Source organism: Hahella sp. HNIBRBA332, from assembly GCF_030719035.1.
GTDB lineage: Bacteria > Pseudomonadota > Gammaproteobacteria > Pseudomonadales > Oleiphilaceae > Hahella.
The window spans coordinates 1,266,032-1,286,650 of record NZ_CP132203.1; the positions used below are offsets into that span (position 1 = coordinate 1,266,032).

A 20,619-nucleotide genomic window follows, 5' to 3' on the forward strand; every position below is an offset into this window, starting at 1 on the left:
ACAGATTGTTATGCTCTTTTGAGCATGGTGGGGGAATAGAGAGTTAGGATGAAAGGCATTGTTTTGGCTGGTGGGTCGGGCACTCGACTTCACCCGATTACAAGGGGGGTTTCCAAGCAGTTGCTCCCAATCTACGACAAACCGATGATTTATTACCCTATTTCAGTGTTAATGCTTGCTGGAATAAGGGAAATTCTTATCATTTCAACCCCTGATGACTTGCCATACTTTAAAAAGATGCTGGGTGATGGCGGAGACTTTGGCGTTGCATTTGAATATGCCGAACAGCCTTCTCCTGATGGTCTGGCCCAAGCATTTATAATCGGTGAAGACTTTATTGGCGATGATAGTGTGTGCTTAGTATTGGGCGATAATATTTTTTATGGCGAACATTTCTCCGATAAGTTGAAAATGGCTGCCAAGAAAGATAAAGGTGCTACAGTATTCGGTTATTTTGTGAATGATCCTGAGCGATTTGGCGTCGTTGAATTTGATCAACAAGGGAGGGCGGTGTCAATTGAAGAGAAACCAGAAACCCCCAAATCAAATTACGCGGTGACAGGTTTATATTTTTACGATAATGATGTTGTAGACATTGCAAAGTCGGTTCGGCCATCAGAAAGAGGAGAGCTCGAGATCACCTCTGTTAACCGGGCGTATCTACAGCGCGGAGACCTTAATGTCACTCAACTCGGGCGTGGGTTTGCGTGGTTGGATACAGGAACTCATGACAGCTTGTTGGAGGCGGCGCATTTTGTAAAAACAATTGAATCCAGACAAGGTCTTAAAATAGCTTGTTTGGAGGAAATTGCTTTTCATAACGGGTGGCTGTCTAAAGAGAGGCTGTTGGAGCAAGCAACTGGGTTATCCAAGACTGGTTATGGACAATACTTAATGCACTTGGTCGAAAAGCAACTTTGATTTATTAATTATGAAAGTTATACACACGAAGTTGAGTGGCGTTGTAATAATCGAGCCTAAAGTGTTTGGTGACCATCGTGGCTTTTTTATAGAAACATACCAAGCCGCTAGATATCGCGATGAAGCTGGTATTGATTTGGAGTTTGTGCAAGACAACCATTCTCGCTCTGGGCGTGGTGTTTTACGTGGGTTGCATTTTCAAAAGACTAAGCCTCAAGGTAAATTGGTTAGGGTGACTCAAGGGGAAGTCTTCGATGTGGCGGTGGATCTGCGCAAAGGTTCGCCGACCTATGGTCAGTGGGAAGGCGTTATTCTTTCAGGGGAAAACCATCTGCAGTTCTATGTGCCTCCTGGGTTTGCGCATGGCTTCTGTGTGTTGAGTGATACGGCGGATTTTCAATATAAATGTACGGACTATTATGACCCTTCAGATGAGGGGGGATTGATTTGGAATGATCCCGATGTCGGTGTGGCTTGGCCAATAGAAAGTCCAAATTTGTCGCAAAAGGATCTGGCGTTGCCAACTTTGCGTGACATCGGGGGTGGCTGATGGAAATTATGGTGACCGGCGCAACTGGTCAGTTAGGTTGGGAGTTGGCCAGAAGTTTATCGATGCTTGGCAGGGTTCATGCACTGGATAGGCGCCAATGTGATTTGAATGACCCAGGCTCACTGAGGGCTGTGGTAAGAGACATTAAGCCTGATGTGATTGTAAATGCCGCCGCATACACTGCTGTGGATAAGGCTGAGTCGGATATGTTGGGCGCTATGCGCGTCAACTCTGAGTCAGTTGCTATTCTGGCGGAGGAGGCCAAGAGTTATGGGGCTTTGTTTGTTCATTATTCAACTGACTATGTATTCAATGGTGAGAAAAGAACGCCTTATGTCGAGACTGACCCGGTTTGTCCTATAAATTCATATGGTGAGAGCAAGCTTTCTGGTGAAAAACTAATAGAGCAAATTGGCGGGGACTATTTAATATTCCGAACCAGTTGGGTATACGCCGCACGGGGTAAAAACTTTCTGCTTACCATGCTCAACTTGGCGCAATCAAGAGAGACTTTAAGTGTAGTGTCTGATCAGAGAGGGGCCCCTACCTGGGCGCGAGATTTGGCGCAAATGACTTTGCTGTCAGCATATAAGTCCATCAGAGCCATGAAAGATGACGGGTTTGAGTCTGGCATTTACAACCTCGCATCTTCGGGGGAGACCTCTTGGCATGGTTTTGCCACTTATCTTATTGAAGAGTTCAGGTCGCAGCTCCGAGAGGATGCAGGTCGAGTGATAGTTAATGAAATTAATGAAGTGACCTCAGACTTTTATAAGACTGATGCTAAAAGGCCTGCATACTCAAAACTGGATGCTTCAAGGTTTGAAGAAACTTTTCAGGTTTGTATGCCAGACTGGAAGGATTCATGCCGCCTATGTATTGCCGATGTAGTGTCTAACTTGGTGAGATAGCCACTGGAAATTGCTAATTTGCTTCCCTTGGTGATGGCTTTGATATAGCTGAGCAGGGTGCGTTGCTATATTCAAAGCTAGGAGGGCGCGCGGTGTGGTGCGTCGCAGATTTATATGTGTTGAGTTATCGAGCTGTGATTAGTTAAGGGCTTTTGAACGCATGGGAAGTGTCATTACCAAGAGTAAATCATGCAGCCTTTCTGTGTCATGTGTGGTATATCATCCGGACTATGAATTGCTTGGTAAGTGTCTAATTTCCTTATCAGACTCAAGTCTCCAGCTAGGACTAAAGATCAGAGTCCTTGTCGTAAACAATTCTGAAAGCGATGACTTTGGATTAGAGTCTTTCTTGCAAGACTTGGAGGACAAATGCGGTTTTCCATTGGAGCTCGTTTCCGGGCATGGCAATGTTGGATATGCCAAGGGAAATAACATTGCTATAGATGATATTGAGTCGGAATATCATCTCATTCTAAACCCTGATGTTATTTTGGCTTCTGATGCGCTGACTAGGGGCTTGAGGCAATTAGGTGGCGATGCCAGTTTGTCGCTAGTGGCTCCTGCATCGTATGATTTTTTTGGTGGACCCATACAGTACATATGTAAGCGTTACCCCTCCCTGCTGGTTCTTTTTCTCCGATTTATTAAATCACCATGGCTGGATGCCCGCTTTAAACGCGTTCTTTCAGAATATGAGTACAGGGACGAAATTGACCGGGGCGTCACCTTCTCTCCCGAGATAGTCAGCGGCTGTTTTATGTTATGTCGAACTTCAGCTTTGAAGAAAGTTGGCGGTTTTGACGAGCGCTTTTTTTTATATTTCGAGGACTTCGATCTCTCGCTGAGAATGGGGAAAGTTGGTAAAGTGGTTTATTTGCCGGAAATGAAAATTCAGCATTATGGGGGAGGCGCAGGGCGTAAAGGATGGAAACACGTTAGGATGTTTATCGTATCTGCTGCTAAATTTTTCCATAAGCACGGCCTAAAGTGGATCTGACCTTATCAATTTTGGGGAGTAGCAATGCTTACTGCGATCATTCTCTGCGGCGGCTCAGGCACGCGTCTTTGGCCATTATCCAGAGAGACTTTTCCAAAGCAGTTTTTAAGCCTGGCGGCTGACGGTAGTTTGTTGGCTGAGACAATCGCCCGGGTGGCGGCGGTTGATAGTGACGCTCATTTAAGCGTGGTCTCCAACGAAGATCATCGCTTCCTGGTGGCGGCTACATTGCAGGTGCAGTGTCCGTCCACAAAGAAAAATATCATTTTAGAACCTTGCGCCCGCAACACTGCGCCGGCTATCGCGCTGGCCGCGTTGGATGCTTTGGCGTCGGATACGCAAGCAGTGCTATTGGTATTGCCGGCGGATCATGTCATTCGTAATGTTCAGGCATTCGCCGATGCGGTGCGCACTGGCGAACAGGCGGCTGCGCAAGGGAAGTTAGTGACATTTGGTATTGTGCCGGATTCCCCTCATACGGGTTATGGGTATATCAAAGCGAATGTTGGCGATAAAGACTGGGCGCCGGTAGAGCAGTTTGTTGAAAAGCCGGACCTTGATACCGCCAAGAGCTACGTGGACTCCGGAAATTATTTCTGGAATAGCGGTATGTTCATGTTCCGTGCGGACCGTTATTTGGAAGAACTGAAAAAGTTCCGCGCGGACATTTATGAGGCTTGTGTTAATGCTTATGCTGGCAAATCCTCTGACTTGGACTTCGTGCGCGTGGATAAGCAGGCGTTCTCTGATTGTCCGGACGACTCCATTGATTATGCGGTGATGGAAAAGACGTCCGACGCAGTCGTGATTCCGCTGGATGCAGGATGGAGTGATGTCGGCTCTTGGTCCACTCTGTGGGAGATCCAGGATAAAGATGCAGCGGGCAATGTGTGTCGCGGCGATGTAATCACTGAAGATGTGGAAGGCTCTTATATTCATTCGGAAGGTCGCTTGATCGCGGCGATTGGTCTGAAAAATCACGTGATTGTCGAGACGGATGATGTGGTCCTGGTGGCGGACAAAGAGCGTGTGCAGGATGTTAAGAAGCTGGTGGCGCAGGTCAAACAGCAGAACCGTGCTGAGCACCGTTTCCACAAGAAGGTGCATCGCCCATGGGGGACTTACGAAGGCATCGCGATATCTGATCGCTTTCAGGTGAAGCGCATCGTGGTGAATCCTGGCGGTACGCTTTCCCTGCAGAAGCACCACCATCGTGCAGAGCACTGGGTGGTAGTGAAAGGAACCGCGAGCGTCACCCGCGGCGATGAAGTCATGCTACTGAGTGAAGATCAATCTACCTACATCCCATTGGGGGTTGTGCATCGCCTGGAGAATCCTGGGGTGATTCCACTCGAGCTCATCGAAGTGCAGACGGGAAGCTATCTGGGTGAGGATGACATCGTGCGTTTTGAGGATACATACGGACGATCATAAGCAAAGACTGAAGCGCACCGCGGGGTGCGCTTTTTTGATAGTTTAATCCGACGTCTCAGCTCAGCGGTTGTTCAGGCACTCCAATACTCTTTTCACCATTCCACGATAGTAGTCTGAGTACATTGTGTATTCGCTTCCCATTGGGTCTATTTCTGTGATCGCCAAGTTGGGGATCGTGAAAAAGCGGTCTACGGCGGCGGCTCGATATTGTGGCTCGACCACGATACAGGCTTGTAAAGAAATAGCTTTGGCCTTGATATCCGAGAGATGGCGGGCCCCGGGAGAGGTCTCAGGTTGTAGCGCTACGACATCCGCGATATTCAGATTTAACTCATTGGCGAAATAGTTAAACCCGTTGTGGTAAGTAAGCAAGTTTCTGTTACTGAGCTGCTGAGCAGCCAGCTGCGACGCGTCCGTCAGCTCTCGCATCCGCGTCTGATATTTTCTGGCCAGCGCCAGATAATCGGCGCCGATAGGGTCTAACCGGGAGAGCGTCTCAGCCAAATTTAAGGCGATGGCCCCGGCCACATTCGCGCTCAGCCAGATATGAGGGTCGTGCGCTCCATCGTGGCTGTGATCATGCGAGTCGCTGTGTTTTGACTGGTTGAACTCCAGCAGTAGAGTATCATGGCTGCTCTCCAGATGACTGAGGGCGTCCACTTTCTCCAGGCGTGTGTATTTCTCCAGGATTTTCGGAAGGAATCGCTCCAGCTCCGGCCCGACCCATAGGAATACATTCGCCGCTTGCAGGCGGCGCGCATCGCTTGGTTTGAGCTGATACATGTGAGGGCTGGCCATTGGCGGAAGCAAATAGTCTACTTGCACGGCGTCGCCGAAGGCTTCGTTGACGATCAGGCTTAATGGTTTAATTGAAGTGAGTACTTTGATCTTATCTCCCGCCTGAGCGGGCAGCGTGATTAGGCAGAGTATTAGCAATGCCTGAAAAAAGTGCGACAGCGTGCGAATAATTAACTGCATGGTTTTTGAGTGGTGCGGCGTTACGGCTTGAGAGTTTATGGAAAGGTTATAACATAACATTATACAAATTACCCGAGGCATTTAATAGCTATTGCGCTAAACTCTGCGCGAGTTTGATAAAATTGGTATATGCTTGTCTTAGAACGAAAATCAAGGGAATAGAATACTATGCCTCCAAAATTTGGTGCTCGCAGTGGCATATTGACGTTAACCATAAAAGACAAAGCAGTGCTCTATGCTGCTTACATGCCTTTTGTTCGTAATGGCGGACTATTTATTCCTACCTCCAAGAACTATCAATTGGGCGATGAGGTCTTTCTGTTGTTGAATCTGATGGACGAACCGGAAAAAATTCCGGTGGCGGGTAAAGTGGTCTGGGTGACGCCTAAAGGCGCACAAGGCAACCGCGCAGCCGGCATTGGCGTGCAGTTTAACAGCGATGACGAGACAGCGAAGAACAAGATTGAGACCTATCTTGCCGGAGCGTTGAACTCCGATCGCCCGACGCATACTATGTGATTGCGCGTCGCCCAGGGGTTATCAGAGGCCGACTGATTCGGCCTCATTCTCTGAGTCAATTCTTTTTTCTACAGACCACACTTAATGATGTTGATAGATTCCCATTGTCACTTGGATCGTATTGATCTGTCCCAGGCCGGCGGCGATTTAACCGTCGCTTTGAACCAGGCGCGAGCGCGTGGTGTTTCCGGTTTCCTTTGCGTTGATATCGACTTGGATAATTTCGAGGATGTCTACCGTATCGCTCAAACCTACGGCGACGTTTGGTGCTCGGCAGGCGTACATCCTCTGGCTAAAATGAGCGCGGCGGATTTACATCCTGATCATCTTACGCAGCTGGCTATGACTGGAGATAAGGTTGTCGCAGTAGGGGAATGTGGACTGGATTACTATTACGATCAGGACAGCAAAGCCAATCAGCAGGAGATGTTCGAAAAACAATTGAGCGTGGCTTGCGAAATCGGCAAACCGGTCATCGTGCACACCCGAGAGGCGCGGGTGGATACGCTTTACTTGTTGAAAAAATACTCAGCGAAAGGTTTGCAGGGCGTCTTGCATTGCTTCACGGAAAGCTGGGATATGGCGAAAGCGGCGTTGGACCTGGACTTTTATATTTCGTTTTCCGGCATCATCACCTTTCGCAATGCGGAAGAATTACGGGAAGTGGTCAAGCAGACGCCGATAGAACGCTTGTTGGTGGAGACGGATTCCCCTTATCTGGCGCCCGTTCCTTATCGAGGCAAGAGCAATCAGCCTCAGTGGGTGGTGGAAGTCGCGCAGTGCGTGGCGGATTTGAAGGGGCTGTCTTTGGATGACACGGCGCAGGCCACTACCGCCAACTTTCATCGCCTGTTCAAAACGCAGCAGAGTGCAGGGAGCAGCTGAATCACATCATGGATGAATTGGCCCTGCAACTTCCTCACCTGAAATTGGCGGCGTTACGTTGGGGAGAGGGGCGGCCGAATAAAATTCTGGCGCTGCATGGGTGGCTGGACAACGCGGCTTCATTTTCTTTTTTAGGACCACGCTTGGCGGCGGTTGGCTATGAAGTTGTCGCCGTGGATTTGCCCGGGCATGGTTACAGTCAGCATCGACCATCTGGAGCTAGCTACCATTTGCTGGACTACCTCCATGATGTGGATCAGGCCCTTATCTCTCTAGGATGGAGTCGACCGATTCTGCTAGGGCATTCATTAGGCGCTGTGATCAGTTCATTGTATGCAGCGGCGGCCCAGGACCGCATAGCCCGGCTGATATTGGTTGAGGCGTTGGGGCCGGTCGCTGCGACTCCCAATGAAGTTCCTGCGAACCTGAGTAAAGCCTTGGCCAAAACCCGCACCAAATCAGGTCAGAAAAAGGTCTATTATACCATTGAGAAATTGGTGGAAGACCGACAGCGTGGCTTTGGCGGACTCTCGGCGGAGGCTTCTCGCATTCTGGTGGAGCGCAACATTCAGCCGGTGAAAGACGGCTGGGTATGGCGTACGGACGCGCGCTTGCGCTGGCCGTCATATTTGCGCTTCAGTGAAGAGCAGGTGAAGGCCTATCTAAGTTCGATTATGACGCCGACCCTATTAGTGGCCGGAGACAAGGGTTTTATCTCGCTTGATCCCGAGAAAAACGCCCGGATAGCCGCCCTGGCTGCGGCGCGAAAAGAAACGCTGCGTGGCGGCCATCACTTGCATATGGATGGAGATGTCGACGGTCTTGCGCAAATTATCGATGATTTTTTGCGCTGATTCTCGACGCATACGATATGGATAAATAATGAAGAAAAAAGACAGTTTGCGCTTGTTGTTGGTCTTGTTGGCGGCGTTCAGCCAGATGGCCATAGCGGCTACTGGAAGCCGGGTGGAGGAGTTGCTGCCGTTGTTTCCGCAGGCGGATGTGGTTGGCGACCGTGCGGTAAATGCGCCCGAGTATCGTTTGGCGACAGGTCCGCTTGCGTCACTCGGCAGTGCGGTAAGACCTGAAAAAGAGGAACGGGTCAGTGGTCAACTGACGCAGAAATCATACGAAATTTCCCAGGTGCATGAGCCCCGGGAGGTTATGCAGCATTACCTTAAAGTGTTGCAGGACCTGGATGCGAATATTCTGTATCGGTGTGAAGGCCGCGGCTGTGGGCGTAGCAATGATTGGGCGAATGTGATTTTCAAGCGCTCATATCTGTACGGACTGGATGACTACCAACAATATCTGGCCGCAACCTTTCAGGCGCGGGACGCTGCTTATGCCGTGGCGATTTATACGGTGCGCCGCGCTAATCAGCGAGTATTTGCGCATGTGGAGTTGGTCGAGTTGAGTGACGCCCAGGTCGCTTTACAGGCGCAGAAGCGGGATTTTATCGCGATTGACGAAGCCGAGCTGGAGCGACCGGGCGCCTTAAACAATAAGTTGGGCGCCTGGTTGAGCAAGGTAAGAGCGAAGCCTTCGGATTTTCAAATATTTATCGCGTCTTACAGTCATTCGTCGAAACGTACGGATATTGAGAACTATGAGCATGCCGCCGACCTTGCTCGCAGGTTTCGCGTGTATTTGACGCAGCAGGCGATTCTTTCCGGCTCCATCCGTTTGATCGTGATAGGGCCCTTTGCGGATGAAGAGGATTTTGCGGAGAGTGCGAGCTATCTGGAGATACATACGGTTGTTGCGGGCCCCTGAACGCATATTTAAGACTTGGAGCGAATGATCGGCTATGGCGGCGAAAACAGTTGCATTGGTGTTAGGTAGCGGCGGCGCGCGTGGGTATGCGCATGTGGGCGTTATTGAGGTGTTGCTGGAGCGCGGCTATAACATCGTTGCGATCTCCGGGTGTTCAATGGGGGCGCTGGTCGGCGGCATCTATGCGGCGGGCAAACTGAGAGAGTTTAAAGATTGGGCTACCGGGTTGGACCAGTTCGACGTGCTGCGCCTGCTGGATATTTCCCTGTCTTCGCCCGGCGCTATTCGGGGAGAAAAAGTTTTTTCTGTGGTGCGGGAGTTGATTGGCGATATTCGCATAGAGGATCTGCCTATTGCATACACAGCGGTGGCGACAGATCTGCTGCATCAAAAAGAGGTGTGGTTTCAAGAAGGGCCGCTGCATCAGGCGATCAGGGCGTCCGTCGCCATTCCCAGCCTGCTGACTCCGGAAATTATTAAAGATCGCGTCCTGGTGGACGGCGGTCTTTTGAACCCCTTGCCGATTATTCCCACCATATCCGCCCACGCTGACTATATTATTGCGGTCAATCTCAGCTATTACGATTATCAGGCTGAGAAGAAGCTTTATGAAAAAACAGAGATCAAGCAGGACCGCCGGTTCGAGGAGTGGGTCGCGGGCGTGTGGGAAAAAGCCTCGCAATTCTTTGATCGGGAGGAGGAGGCGCTTTCCGGCCCCAAAGTCTCTCCGCCTGGAGCTCCAGTGATAGGCGAGCCGACGCCGCACAGCGCCGGAGGCGCGGAAACAATGAGCGAGGAAGAAGAGGAGTCGCCGGATCAAACCATGCAGACCCGACTCAGTCTGGGCAAGTTCGACATTATGAACTTGTCTTTCGAGGCGATGCAGAGTTCGTTGACGCAGTACAAACTGGCGGGATATCCGCCGGATATTCTGATCAATATTCCCAAGGGCGTATGTCGCACCTTTGAATACCATAAAGCTCCGGAATTAATTCAACTGGGCCGGGAAATCGCCGAACGCACCCTGGACAAACTCGCCAAAGAAGGCAAGTTAGAGGGAAATGGCGTTGAATCCGGTTAGGCGCGGCCGCCAAGCGTCGCTATAATAGGGCTCCATTTTTTCTGAGGTGTGCTGTGTTCGAACCAGAGTCTTTTCTGCAGTTGCAGACAATTCGTGATTTTATTCGTTATGCCTGGTCCCGTTTTAATCAGGAAGAACTGTTTTTTGGCCATGGTACGGACAACGCCTGGGATGAGGCGGTGCACCTGGTGTTGGGTTCGTTGCATCTTCCCTGGGATGTGGACGCCAACATGCTGGACGCCCGTCTTGTAGATCACGAAAAGCTGGCCCTGGCCGAGGCCATCGGCAAGCGTGTGCTGCGGCGTATTCCCACTCCATATATTCTGGGCGAAGCCTGGTTCATGGGGTTACCGTTTCATATCACTCAGGACGTTCTGATTCCCCGTTCTCCCATTGCTGAGCTGCTGGAAAATGAACTGCAACCCTGGCTTGAACAACCACCGTTACGGATTCTGGATTTGTGTTGCGGCAGCGGCTGCATTGGCATCGCGGCGGCGCACGTATTCCCTGAAGCGGAAGTCGTACTGGCGGACATTTCCCCGCAGGCTTTAGAAGTGGCGCGTAAAAACGTGGCCCGGCATCATCTGGGGGACCGCTGCACGGTTGTGGAGTCGGATATGTTCGACGCGTTACAAGGCGAATTCGATGTGATCCTCACCAACCCGCCTTACGTTGACAAGCCGGATATGGACAGCCTGCCGCCGGAATACCTGCATGAGCCCGAGCTGGGGTTGGCCTCTGGAGTCGATGGCCTGGACGCTGCGCGTATTATTCTCGCCCGCGCTGCGGACTTTTTAAGCGATGGCGGATTTATGGTGTGTGAAGTCGGCAACAGTATGGAAGCGCTGCAGAACTCCTATCCGGAAATTATGTTCATCTTCCCTGAATTCGAGAAAGGCGGAGACGGCGTCTTCGTCATGACCAAAGATGATTTGCTCGGCTGTCGCGAACTGTTATAGGCGATGGCCGTCGATTAAGTTTTAAATTGCAAAAAGTGATATACCCCTATGTCTGGAAATACATTTGGAAAGTTATTCACGGTCACGACCTTCGGTGAAAGCCATGGCCTGGCGCTGGGTTGTATTGTTGACGGCTGTCCTCCCGGATTGCCGCTGACGGAAGAAGATCTGCAGGTTGACCTGGATCGTCGCAAGCCCGGAACGTCCCGCCACACGACGCAGCGCAGAGAGCCGGACCAGGTGCGAATTCTGTCTGGCGTATTCGAGGGTAAAACCACTGGTACGCCGATTGGACTGCTAATCGAAAATACTGACCAGAAATCCAAAGACTATTCCAACATCAAAGATCAGTTCCGTCCGGCGCATGCGGATTACGCCTACTGGCACAAATATGGCGTTCGCGACTATCGCGGCGGCGGCCGTAGCTCCGCCCGCGAAACGGCCATGCGGGTGGCCGCCGGGGCCATCGCCAAGAAGTTTTTGCAGACAGTCTATGGCGTTCGCATTCGTGGATATTTGTCTCAGCTGGGACCGATTAAAGTAGAGAAAGTGGACTGGTCTATCGTCAACGATAACCCTTTCTTTTGCCCGGATGCGGATAAGATTCCGGAAATGGAAAAGTACATGGACGCCTTGCGCAAAGAGGGCGACTCCATCGGCGCTAAAATCACCGTGGTCGCCGAAGGCGTTCCTCCCGGACTGGGTGAGCCCATATTCGATCGTCTGGATGCGGACCTGGCCCATGCCCTGATGAGCATTAACGCGGTCAAAGGCGTGGAAATTGGGGCCGGATTTGACGTGGTTGAGCAGAAAGGAACGGAGCATCGCGATGAGATGACGCCGGAAGGCTTTCTGAGCAATAACGCTGGCGGCGTGTTAGGCGGCATATCCAGCGGCCAGGACGTGGTCGCTCATATGGCGCTCAAGCCGACTTCCAGTTTGCGCCTGCCAGGCAAGTCCATTGATGTGAATGGCGATCCTGTGGAAGTGATCACCACCGGGCGTCACGATCCCTGCGTGGGCATTCGCGCCACGCCGATTGCGGAAGCCATGATGGCCATGGTGTTGATGGATCACATGCTGCGTCATCGCGGACAGAACGCGGACGTTAAAGTGGATACGCCTGATATCGCCGCCATTGCGCGGGCGAAGACGCAAGACTGAGCGACACGCTGTCGTCGATATCCAGATACAGGCAAGGCGCATGGAGTGTTTGTTTCGGCTGGAAAGTCAGGAGCAGCTGGCGCGCCAGCGCCTATTCGCTCCCGGAATGTCGGGGCCTGTGCGCCCCAGTCAGCCTTGCTGAAAGGATGACGCCTTAGGTTGAAAGTATTGGCGCAGCTTCTCATTGCAGAGGCTGCGCCTTGTCACCAGTTGTAACCTGATAAACGGATATCTCGTGACCAGAGAGCCCATATGGAAGCTCGCGGGCTTCTACTTTTTCTATTTTGCCCTGGTGGGCGGCATCTCGCCTTACTTCCCGGTTTATTTGGAATATGTCGGCTTCGACGCGCTAGAGGTCGGGCAGCTCATGTCCATCCTCATGCTGACCCGGATTCTGGCGCCGAACCTATGGGGCTGGATTGCGGACGCCACGGGAAAACGGCTTTTGATGATCCGTATGGGCAGCGCCTGCGCCACTTTCTTTTTCGCCGGGCTTTTGCTCATACAAGGGTTCTGGTGGCATGCGCTGCTGATGACCTTGTTCAGCTGTTTCTGGAATGCGGTGTTGCCGCAGTTTGAAGTGGTGACGCTGCACAACCTGGGCGACGAGCGGGCGCGTTACAGCTCCGTGCGCCTGTGGGGCTCCATTGGTTTTGTTGTCTCCGTCACCAGCTTCGGCGCGCTCTTCAATCTGTATTCAGTGGCGTTGTTGCCCTGGCTGCTGCTGGCGCTGTTGGTGGGTATTTTCCTCAGCGCCTGTATTATTCGCGGCGATACCGGCAAGGTGGAGTCAGCCGGTTTTGCAGGTTTTTTGGGGCTGTTGCGGAATCGCTCGATCCTGTTGTTTTTCTTTATCGCCTGCCTTGGGCAAATTTCTTTCGGCCCGTTTTACACTTTCTTCAGCATTTATCTGAAATCGCTGGGCTACGACATGACGATGATCGGTCTGTTCTGGAGCGTGGGCGTGGTGGCGGAAATATTGTTGTTTTCCGCGATGCATCGACTGTTAGGCCGCTATTCGTTGTATGTCATCGTGGTCAGCTGCCTGTTGCTGACGGCGCTACGCTGGTCAGGCGTGGCGTTGCTGGCGGAGCATTGGTGGGTGCTGGTGTTGACTCAGGCGCTGCACGCAGCCAGTTTTGGCGGTCTGCACGCCGCTGCGATTGAGTTTGTCCATCGCGCTTTCCCTAAAGAATATGCGGGGCAGGGGCAGGCTATGTATAGCGCTGTCAGCTTTGGCGTTGGCGGGGCGATTGGCGCCAATGTCAGCGGTGCGATTTATGATCCCCTGGGCGCTACCTTTACCTTTCTCGCCGCTGCGGGCGTTTGTCTTCTTTCTGCAATAATTTTGATACTTAAACGCCGTAATCTTGGTCCGTTATGGAATTGACCTTCCGCTGCGTTGCGCAGCCTGGGCTGGCCTTCTCATGACGTGACGCCAAGGACGCCGCCGGCTGTCTCTTATACGCTACTGGCTGGCGGATAGTCGTATTGTAGGGGGGGGAGGATGTTCCTACTATTTTTGTCAGCCTGACAGAATGGCGTTGAGCCGGGCTCGCGATTAGCCGTGAGCTTTGATTTGCATCAACGGCGCTGACAGGCCGCCGCTCTAAACTGGGCTAACGGCTGTAAGCAGTCGCCCTGGAATAGAGTGCAATTTTTTGCTGTGAAGTTTCAGATATGGCAATAAAATACTACTGCCCAGCAGGGAGTTTGTTGTCGCCGGGACAGGGTAGTTACGTTCAAACAAATCAGGAATATTTGGGTGATTACTATGCAATCATACTTCGGAAACTTTGCTGACCAGGCAAAACACATGTATGAACCAGTTGGGAAAATCAGCTCTCTTGTTGTGTCCAACCTGGAAAGAGTGGCTGAGTTTCAGATGGATGCGGCCAAGTCCTACGCAGACTTGACCATGAAACAATGGAAAGATATCGCAGACATCAAGGATGTGGAATCTCTGAAAAACTTCGCCGCCGGCCAGGCGGAACTCGCCAGTGAATTCAGCAAGAAGTGGGTTGAAGACATGAAAGTGCTGGGTGACATGGGCATTGAGTTCAAAGACGAAGTTGAAAAAATTCTCGCCAGCTCACGCAACGGCGCTGATAAACCGGCCGGTAAAACCGGCGCCTGACAGCGAATCATAGACTTTCCAAGATAAACGCCTGTTCAGCAGGCGTTTTTTCATGAGTCTGGCCGGTCCGCGCCCGGATTTGTTGGATTCCGGCCGACTCCTTAAGTCATTTTGGCCAGGGGGAAATGGAAATAATGAGCGACGACAAGGGAAGCGTGGCCGGTAGAGCGCTGCGCAGGGTTTTTCACGCGGTTAATACTTCTTCGGAAAATTACAGAAACTCTCTGCAGGATTTTTTAAATAAGAACTGGGACGTCAATGACGCCCAAGTGTCGGCTCTGATGGATATGCTCGGTTCATACAGGGACATCGCTGAGCAACTGGCGCTGCATCCGGTGCGTCTCGCCGGCAAGGAGTTTGAGTTGGCGAAAGGGCATGTGTCCCTGTTGGGCGGCAGCCTGAAACGCCTTCTTGGCAAAAAGCAGGAGCCGGTCGCTGTACCGGAAGATGGCGACCGCCGTTTTACCGATCCAGAATGGAGCGATAACGTTCTCTTCGATTACCTCAAACAAGCGTACCTGCTGAACTCCAAGGCGGTGTTGGATCTGGTGGATACGCTGGAGGATTCCGGTAATCACACGCATGATCAGTTCATGTTCTACACCCGCCAACTGGTCAATGCGCTGGCGCCGACCAACTTCTTTCTCACCAATCCCGAAGTGCTGCGGAAAACGCTGTCCAGCAGCGGCGGTAATTTATTGGAGGGCATGAAGAACTTTTGGGAGGACTACAAGAAGAACCCCAATCTGCTCAATATCTCCATGACTGACTTTTCCGCGTTTGAGGTGGGGCATAATGTCGCCACCACGCCCGGAAAGGTGGTCTATCAGAATGATTTGATGCAACTGATCCAGTACTCGCCCACCACGGAGCAAGTTTATAAAACGCCGTTGCTGATTATTCCGCCTTGGATCAACAAGTACTACATTCTGGATCTCAAAGAGAAAAACTCGCTGATCAAGTGGATTGTGGATCAGGGGCACACGGTGTTCGTGGTGTCCTGGGTCAATCCGGGGCCGGCGTTGCGGGATAAAACTTTCGAGAGCTATATGGTGGAAGGCGCTCTGGCCGCCATGGACGCCGTGGAGAAAGCCACCGGCGAGAAGGAAATGAACGCCATCGGCTATTGTGTCGGCGGCACTTTGCTCGGATGTACGTTGGCGTATCTGGCGGCGAAGAAGCAGGCCAAGCGCATCAAGTCGGCGACTTACCTGACGACGCTGCTGGATTTCACCGATCCCGGCGGCATTGGCGTATTCATCAACAAGCACGCGATCAGCGGTATAGAGAAGCAACTGGATAAAGCCGGCTATTATGACGGTCGCGCCATGGCCTTCAGTTTCAACATGCTGCGGGAGAACGATCTATTCTGGTCTTTCTTCGTCAATAACTACCTAAAGGGAGAAAAACCGGCGGCTTTTGACTTACTCTACTGGAACTCCGACAGCACGAATTTGCCGGCGGCCATGCACAGCTACTATTTGCGCAATATGTACCTGGAGAACAAGTTAATGGAGCCGGGCGGGATTTCCCTGATGAATACCCCCATCGACCTGCGCAAGATCAAAACGCCGGCCTTTTTCCTTTCCACTATTCAGGATCATATCGCCAAGTGGAAGTCCACCTACGGCGGCGCCCGCGTGCACTCTGGTCCCACGCATTTCGCACTGTCCGGCTCTGGGCATATCGCTGGCGTAGTGAATCCCCCGAGTGCGGAGAAGTACGGTTTTTGGACCGGGGATCAGCTACCTGACGACCCGGATGATTGGTTCGCCATGGCGGAGAAGCATAAAGGCTCCTGGTGGCCCCATTGGAGTGAGTGGATGCAACCTTTCACCGGAGAAAAAGTAGCAGCCAGGGTTCCGGGAGACCGGGAACTGGCCGTGATCGAAGACGCCCCGGGCACATACGTGAAGCAGCGCATCGCCGATGTAATCGGACATTAAGGCGCTACTGGCGGCGCTTCTCCCTGGAGTTGCTGCAGAAAAGCTTCCGCGACCCTGCTCAGGGTGCGTCGGGAGTCATAAATGACGCCGAGCTTGCGGTAGAGATTCGTCTCCAGCGCCAGCTCGGCGACGCTGTCGTCGAGCATGGAATCAGGGAGTACGCCCCAGCCCAGCCCCACCGATACCATCATCTTGATTGTCTCCAGATAATTGGTGGGCATGGAAGTCGCCAACGGTAAAGACTGTCCGGCGAACAGTGACGAAATCAACTGAAACGTCACGGTGTGCGGCGCGGGCAGCAACGCGCGATACTCCGCCAGATCGGACAGTTGTAAGTTCTTGTTGTGGGTCAAAGGGTGGTCCGGCTCCGCCACGAAGACCAAACGGTCCAACCAAAGCTCATGCGCCGTGAAAGGCGCTTTTACCTGTTCCGGAAGTGTGACCAGGGCCAATTGTACCGATCCCGCCAACAATGCCTGTTCAGCGTCTTCTGAGGCTAAAAACTGCAAATCGAATTCCGCCTCGGGATGGGCGCGGGAAAAGCGCCTGATTTCCCTTGGCAGTCTGTGCAGGCCGATATGGTGGCTGGTGGCGAGGTGTAACACCCCGGCGACGCTGCTGTGTAAATTGAGGATTTCCGCCTGAGTGTTGTCAACTTCGCGCAGTATCGTCGCTGCGCGTTGGCGTAGCAGTTTGCCGGCGTCGGTCAACACCGCCTTGCGTGGCAGGCGCTCAATTAACGGCGTGGCGAAATGCTGCTCCAGATTAGCGAGGCGTTTCGACACCGCCGGCTGGGTGACATGCAGCAGTTCCGCGGCTTGCGAGAACGAGCCCGTATCTGCGATAGCCATGAAGGTCTTCAGATCGAGTAAATCCATGCTATTCCGTTTGGTTATGCAAAATATGAAAAATATGAATTGGATTTATTCTAACCTGAATACTAGCATTGCCGATACATGTCGTCCCACGACGTCGTTATCAACGGATGAGCGTGGAAATGGCGACCCGGACGCGGATCAAGATGCAATAGAGTCCGGATAACAAATCAAGCAGCGATGAATACTCTGAGGTAACTATCATGGCGGGCAAAACCCTCTACGACAAATTATGGGATTCCCATGTAGTGAAACAGCGCGATGACGGCAGCGCGCTTATCTATATCGATCGTCAATTACTGCACGAAGTTACCTCGCCACAGGCGTTTGAAGGTCTGCGTCTGGCGGGTAGAAAGCCTTGGCGTGTGGACGCCAATCTGGCGACGCCGGATCACAACGTACCCACGACGGAGCGCAGCGCCGGCGTACAGGGGATCGAAGACCCCATCTCACGCATCCAGGTGCAGACCTTGGACGAAAACTGCGAAGAGTTCGGCATTGTTGAGTTCAAGATGCTGGATAAGCGTCAGGGCATCGTGCATGTAATAGGGCCGGAACAGGGGGCGACTCTGCCGGGCATGACTATCGTCTGTGGCGATTCTCACACCTCGACCCACGGCGCTTTCGCCGCATTGGCCCATGGCATCGGCACTTCGGAAGTCGAGCACGTGTTAGCCACGCAGTGTCTGGTGCAAAAGAAAATGAAAAACCTGCTGATCAAGGTGAATGGTCAGTTGTCGCGGGGCGTCACTGCAAAAGACGTGATATTGGCGATTATTGGTGAGATCGGCACCGCCGGCGGCACCGGCTACGCCATGGAGTTTGCGGGCGAGGCGATTGAAAGCCTGTCGATGGAAGGGCGTATGACCATCTGCAACATGGCCATAGAAGCGGGCGCGCGCGCCGGACTGGTGGCGGTGGATGACAAGACCATCGAATATGTGAAAGATCGTCCCTACAGCCCCAAAGGAGATTTGTGGGACAAGGCTGTCGCAGCATGGCGCGACTTGAAAAGCGACTCCGACGCCGTATTCGATAAAGTCATTGAGTTGAACGGCGCCGACATTGAGCCGCAAGTGACCTGGGGCACCTCTCCCGAAATGGTCGCCGGCGTCAACGGCAGCGTGCCTGACCCTGAAAAAGCGGAAGACGCCACCGCCAAAGAAGGTATCAGTCGCGCCTTGAAATATATGGGCTTGCAAGCTGGCGCTGCGATTACCGATATCAAACTGGATCGCGTCTTCATCGGCTCCTGCACCAACTCGCGCATTGAAGACCTGCGTGAAGTCGCTGCGGTCGTCAAAGGCCGTAAGGTCGCCGCCAATGTCAAACAGGCGTTGGTGGTGCCGGGTTCGGGGCTGGTGAAAGAGCAGGCGGAGCAGGAAGGCCTGGATAAGATCTTTATCGAAGCGGGTCTGGAATGGCGTGAACCCGGATGCTCCATGTGTCTGGCCATGAATGCGGACAAGTTGGGGCAGGGCGAGCATTGCGCGTCCACTTCCAACCGCAACTTCGAAGGCCGTCAGGGCTTTGGCGGTCGCACCCATCTGGTCAGTCCCGCTATGGCCGCTGCAGCGGCGGTGTTCGGTCACTTTGTTGATGTCAGAGAGTTGATTTAAGGAGCGGTCCCATGAAGAAATTTACTCAGGTTACTGGCGTGGTAGCGCCTATTGATCGCGCCAACGTCGACACCGACATGATCATTCCTAAGCAGTTTTTGAAATCCATCAAGCGCTCTGGTTTCGGTCCGAATCTGTTTGATGAGTTGCGTTATCTGGACGAAGGACAGCCTGACGCAGATTGCAGCAAGCGTCCCCTCAACCCGGACTTTGTGCTGAATCAGCCTCGTTACCAGGGCGCGAGTATTATGTTGGCGCGGCGCAACTTCGGTTGTGGTTCCAGTCGCGAACATGCCCCTTGGGCGCTGGACGACTACGGATTTCGCGCGGTAATTGCGCCCAGCTTTGCGGATATCTTCTTCAATAACTGTTTTAAAAATGGCTTGTTGCCTATTGTTTTAGATGAAAAAGAAGTGGATAAGCTGTTTGAGGAAACTTTCGCTCAAGAAGGCTATCAGTTGACGGTGGACCTGGAGCGCAAAAAAGTCATCAAGCCGGACGGGACTGAATTGTCATTCGAAGTGGATGAATTCAGACAGCACTGCTTATTGAAAGGGTTGGACGAAATCGGCGTCACCTTGGAAGACAGAGAAGCGATCGCTGCGTATGAAGCGCGCCGCAAGGCCGAGGCGCCTTGGATGTTTTTAGGCGTGCAATCCTAGTCGACGACCGGTCCCTATTTGCGGAAAAGACATTAAAACAAACTCCAGAGATTGAACATGGCGAAACAAGTACTGATTTTACCTGGCGACGGCATTGGTCCAGAGATAGTGGCGCAGGCGCGTAGTGTATTGGATGTAGTGAACAATAAGTTTTCCCTGGGCCTGACCTTCACCGAAGGCCTGGTGGGCGGCGCGGCTATTGACGCCACCGGCGTTCCCTTGCCTGAAGAGACGCTGGCTGCTGCAAAGGCGGCGGATGCGATTCTGCTGGGCGCGGTGGGCGGCCCCAAATGGGATAAGCTGGACATGGCGATTCGCCCGGAGAAAGGGTTGCTCGGTCTGCGCAGCGGACTGGAGTTGTTCGCCAACCTGCGTCCCGCCATTCTGTATCCGCAGCTGGCGGAAGCGTCTTCATTGCGTCCGGAAGTGGTCGCTGGTCTCGACATTCTGATCGTGCGCGAGCTGACCGGCGGCATCTATTTCGGCAAGCCGCGTGGTGTGCGTACGCTGGAAAACGGAGAGCGCGAAGGTTACAACACTTACGTGTATAGCGAGAGTGAGATTCGTCGCATTGGTCGCGTGGCCTTTGAGGCGGCGCAGAAGCGCAATAAGCGCCTGTGCTCCGTGGACAAGGCCAACGTACTGGAAGTCACTGTGCTATGGCGCGAGGTGATGGACGAGCTGGCGAAAGAGTATCCGGATGTGGAGTTGAGCCATATGTACGTGGATAACGCCGCCATGCAGCTGGTGCGCGCGCCCAAGCAGTTTGACGTGATCGTCACTGGCAACATGTTCGGAGACATTCTGTCTGATGAAGCCGCCATGCTGACCGGCTCCATCGGCATGCTGCCGTCCGCGTCCCTCAATGCGGCAGGCAAGGGCATGTACGAGCCGTGTCATGGCTCGGCTCCGGACATCGCCGGGCAAAATATGGCTAACCCCCTGGCGACTATTCTTTCAGCAGCTATGATGCTACGCTATTCTCTCGCTGCGGAAGACGCGGCGGCGGCGATTGAGCAAGCGGTCAGCGACGTGCTGGACCAAGGGTTAAGAACCCGCGACATCGCCGGCTCCAGCGGAGAGTCCGTTTCAACTCAGGCAATGGGCGAAGCCGTGGCGAGGGTCCTGGCGGATCGCTGACCCGCCGTTTCCCGACGCAATCAAAATCTGCGAACAGTCGCCTTGTACGGCGGCTGTTTCAGTCT

General features: G+C 52.8%; 20 protein-coding genes. 18 read left to right on the top strand and 2 right to left on the bottom strand.

Annotated features, from left to right (window positions below):
• Positions 1–48: 48 nt before the first annotated feature.
• The 5 genes from rfbA (at position 49) to O5O45_RS06015 (ending at position 4,813) form a co-directional block, all read left to right on the top strand.
• Positions 49–921 (top strand): glucose-1-phosphate thymidylyltransferase RfbA, encoded by an 873-nt coding sequence (gene rfbA / locus O5O45_RS05995; RefSeq protein WP_305904340.1) that lies wholly within the window; start codon positions 49–51, stop codon positions 919–921.
• 10 nt (positions 922–931) lie between these two features.
• Entirely contained in the window at positions 932–1,471 is a 540-nt protein-coding gene (rfbC, locus tag O5O45_RS06000; protein WP_305904341.1) for a dTDP-4-dehydrorhamnose 3,5-epimerase, read from the top strand.
• Positions 1,471–2,382, top strand: a complete 912-nt coding sequence (rfbD, locus tag O5O45_RS06005) for a dTDP-4-dehydrorhamnose reductase (RefSeq protein ID WP_305904342.1) — start codon at positions 1,471–1,473, stop codon at positions 2,380–2,382. Before rfbC ends, rfbD begins: the two co-directional genes overlap by 1 nt.
• A 349-nt stretch (positions 2,383–2,731) precedes the next feature.
• A complete protein-coding gene (locus O5O45_RS06010) occupies positions 2,732–3,379 on the top strand; it encodes a glycosyltransferase family protein (RefSeq protein WP_371747970.1) in 648 nt (215 codons plus the stop codon).
• 24 nt (positions 3,380–3,403) lie between these two features.
• A complete protein-coding gene (locus O5O45_RS06015) occupies positions 3,404–4,813 on the top strand; it encodes a mannose-1-phosphate guanylyltransferase/mannose-6-phosphate isomerase (protein WP_305904344.1) in 1,410 nt (469 codons plus the stop codon).
• Positions 4,814–4,873: 60 nt separating this feature from the next.
• On the opposite strand, the gene O5O45_RS06020 is transcribed toward O5O45_RS06015, so the two are convergent.
• Positions 4,874–5,791, bottom strand: coding sequence for a metal ABC transporter substrate-binding protein (locus O5O45_RS06020; RefSeq protein ID WP_305904345.1), 918 nt, complete (start codon positions 5,789–5,791; stop codon positions 4,874–4,876).
• Between the two features lie 168 nt (positions 5,792–5,959).
• On the opposite strand from O5O45_RS06020, the gene O5O45_RS06025 reads away from it, so the two are divergent.
• The 10 genes from O5O45_RS06025 to phaC all read left to right on the top strand — a co-directional run bounded on the left by O5O45_RS06025 (position 5,960) and on the right by phaC (position 16,258).
• Positions 5,960–6,310: a PilZ domain-containing protein gene (locus O5O45_RS06025; protein ID WP_011396293.1), complete on the top strand. Its 351-nt coding sequence runs from the start codon at positions 5,960–5,962 to the stop codon at positions 6,308–6,310.
• Between the two features lie 84 nt (positions 6,311–6,394).
• The gene (locus tag O5O45_RS06030) at positions 6,395–7,195 is read left to right on the top strand and encodes a TatD family hydrolase (protein ID WP_371747971.1); all 801 of its coding nucleotides are present in this window, start codon (positions 6,395–6,397) and stop codon (positions 7,193–7,195) included.
• A gap of 8 nt (positions 7,196–7,203) precedes the next feature.
• Positions 7,204–8,049 carry an alpha/beta hydrolase gene (locus O5O45_RS06035; RefSeq protein WP_305904346.1) on the top strand — a complete coding sequence of 282 codons (846 nt, stop codon included), beginning with the start codon at positions 7,204–7,206 and terminating at the stop codon, positions 8,047–8,049.
• Positions 8,050–8,077: 28 nt separating this feature from the next.
• Positions 8,078–8,971 (top strand): DUF4892 domain-containing protein, encoded by an 894-nt coding sequence (locus tag O5O45_RS06040; RefSeq protein WP_305904347.1) that lies wholly within the window; start codon positions 8,078–8,080, stop codon positions 8,969–8,971.
• Positions 8,972–9,005: 34 nt separating this feature from the next.
• Positions 9,006–10,052, top strand: coding sequence for a patatin-like phospholipase family protein (locus O5O45_RS06045; protein ID WP_305904348.1), 1,047 nt, complete (start codon positions 9,006–9,008; stop codon positions 10,050–10,052).
• A 53-nt stretch (positions 10,053–10,105) separates the two neighbouring features.
• A complete protein-coding gene (prmB, locus tag O5O45_RS06050) occupies positions 10,106–11,011 on the top strand; it encodes a 50S ribosomal protein L3 N(5)-glutamine methyltransferase (RefSeq protein ID WP_305904349.1) in 906 nt (301 codons plus the stop codon).
• A 48-nt stretch (positions 11,012–11,059) separates the two neighbouring features.
• Complete coding sequence (gene aroC, locus O5O45_RS06055; protein ID WP_305904350.1) at positions 11,060–12,175, top strand: chorismate synthase; 1,116 nt, start codon at positions 11,060–11,062, stop codon at positions 12,173–12,175.
• Positions 12,176–12,410: 235 nt separating this feature from the next.
• On the top strand, positions 12,411–13,565 hold the full coding sequence (locus tag O5O45_RS06060) for an MFS transporter (protein WP_305904351.1): 1,155 nt from the start codon (positions 12,411–12,413) through the stop codon (positions 13,563–13,565).
• Between the two features lie 384 nt (positions 13,566–13,949).
• Positions 13,950–14,312, top strand: a complete 363-nt coding sequence (locus O5O45_RS06065; RefSeq protein WP_305904352.1) for a phasin family protein — start codon at positions 13,950–13,952, stop codon at positions 14,310–14,312.
• Between the two features lie 134 nt (positions 14,313–14,446).
• Positions 14,447–16,258: a class I poly(R)-hydroxyalkanoic acid synthase gene (gene phaC, locus O5O45_RS06070; RefSeq protein ID WP_305904353.1), complete on the top strand. Its 1,812-nt coding sequence runs from the start codon at positions 14,447–14,449 to the stop codon at positions 16,256–16,258.
• On the opposite strand, the gene O5O45_RS06075 is transcribed toward phaC, so the two are convergent.
• Positions 16,255–17,136: a LysR family transcriptional regulator gene (locus O5O45_RS06075; protein ID WP_305904354.1), complete on the bottom strand. Its 882-nt coding sequence runs from the start codon at positions 17,134–17,136 to the stop codon at positions 16,255–16,257. The genes phaC and O5O45_RS06075 overlap by 4 nt on opposite strands.
• A 200-nt stretch (positions 17,137–17,336) precedes the next feature.
• On the opposite strand from O5O45_RS06075, the gene leuC reads away from it, so the two are divergent.
• The 3 genes from leuC to leuB are packed head-to-tail and all read left to right on the top strand — an operon-like array spanning position 17,337 to position 20,554.
• A complete protein-coding gene (gene leuC / locus O5O45_RS06080) occupies positions 17,337–18,752 on the top strand; it encodes a 3-isopropylmalate dehydratase large subunit (protein WP_305904355.1) in 1,416 nt (471 codons plus the stop codon).
• Positions 18,753–18,763: 11 nt separating this feature from the next.
• Positions 18,764–19,414 carry a 3-isopropylmalate dehydratase small subunit gene (gene leuD, locus O5O45_RS06085; protein WP_305904356.1) on the top strand — a complete coding sequence of 217 codons (651 nt, stop codon included), beginning with the start codon at positions 18,764–18,766 and terminating at the stop codon, positions 19,412–19,414.
• 57 nt (positions 19,415–19,471) lie between these two features.
• Positions 19,472–20,554 carry a 3-isopropylmalate dehydrogenase gene (gene leuB, locus O5O45_RS06090; protein WP_305904357.1) on the top strand — a complete coding sequence of 361 codons (1,083 nt, stop codon included), beginning with the start codon at positions 19,472–19,474 and terminating at the stop codon, positions 20,552–20,554.
• Positions 20,555–20,619 lie beyond the last annotated feature (65 nt).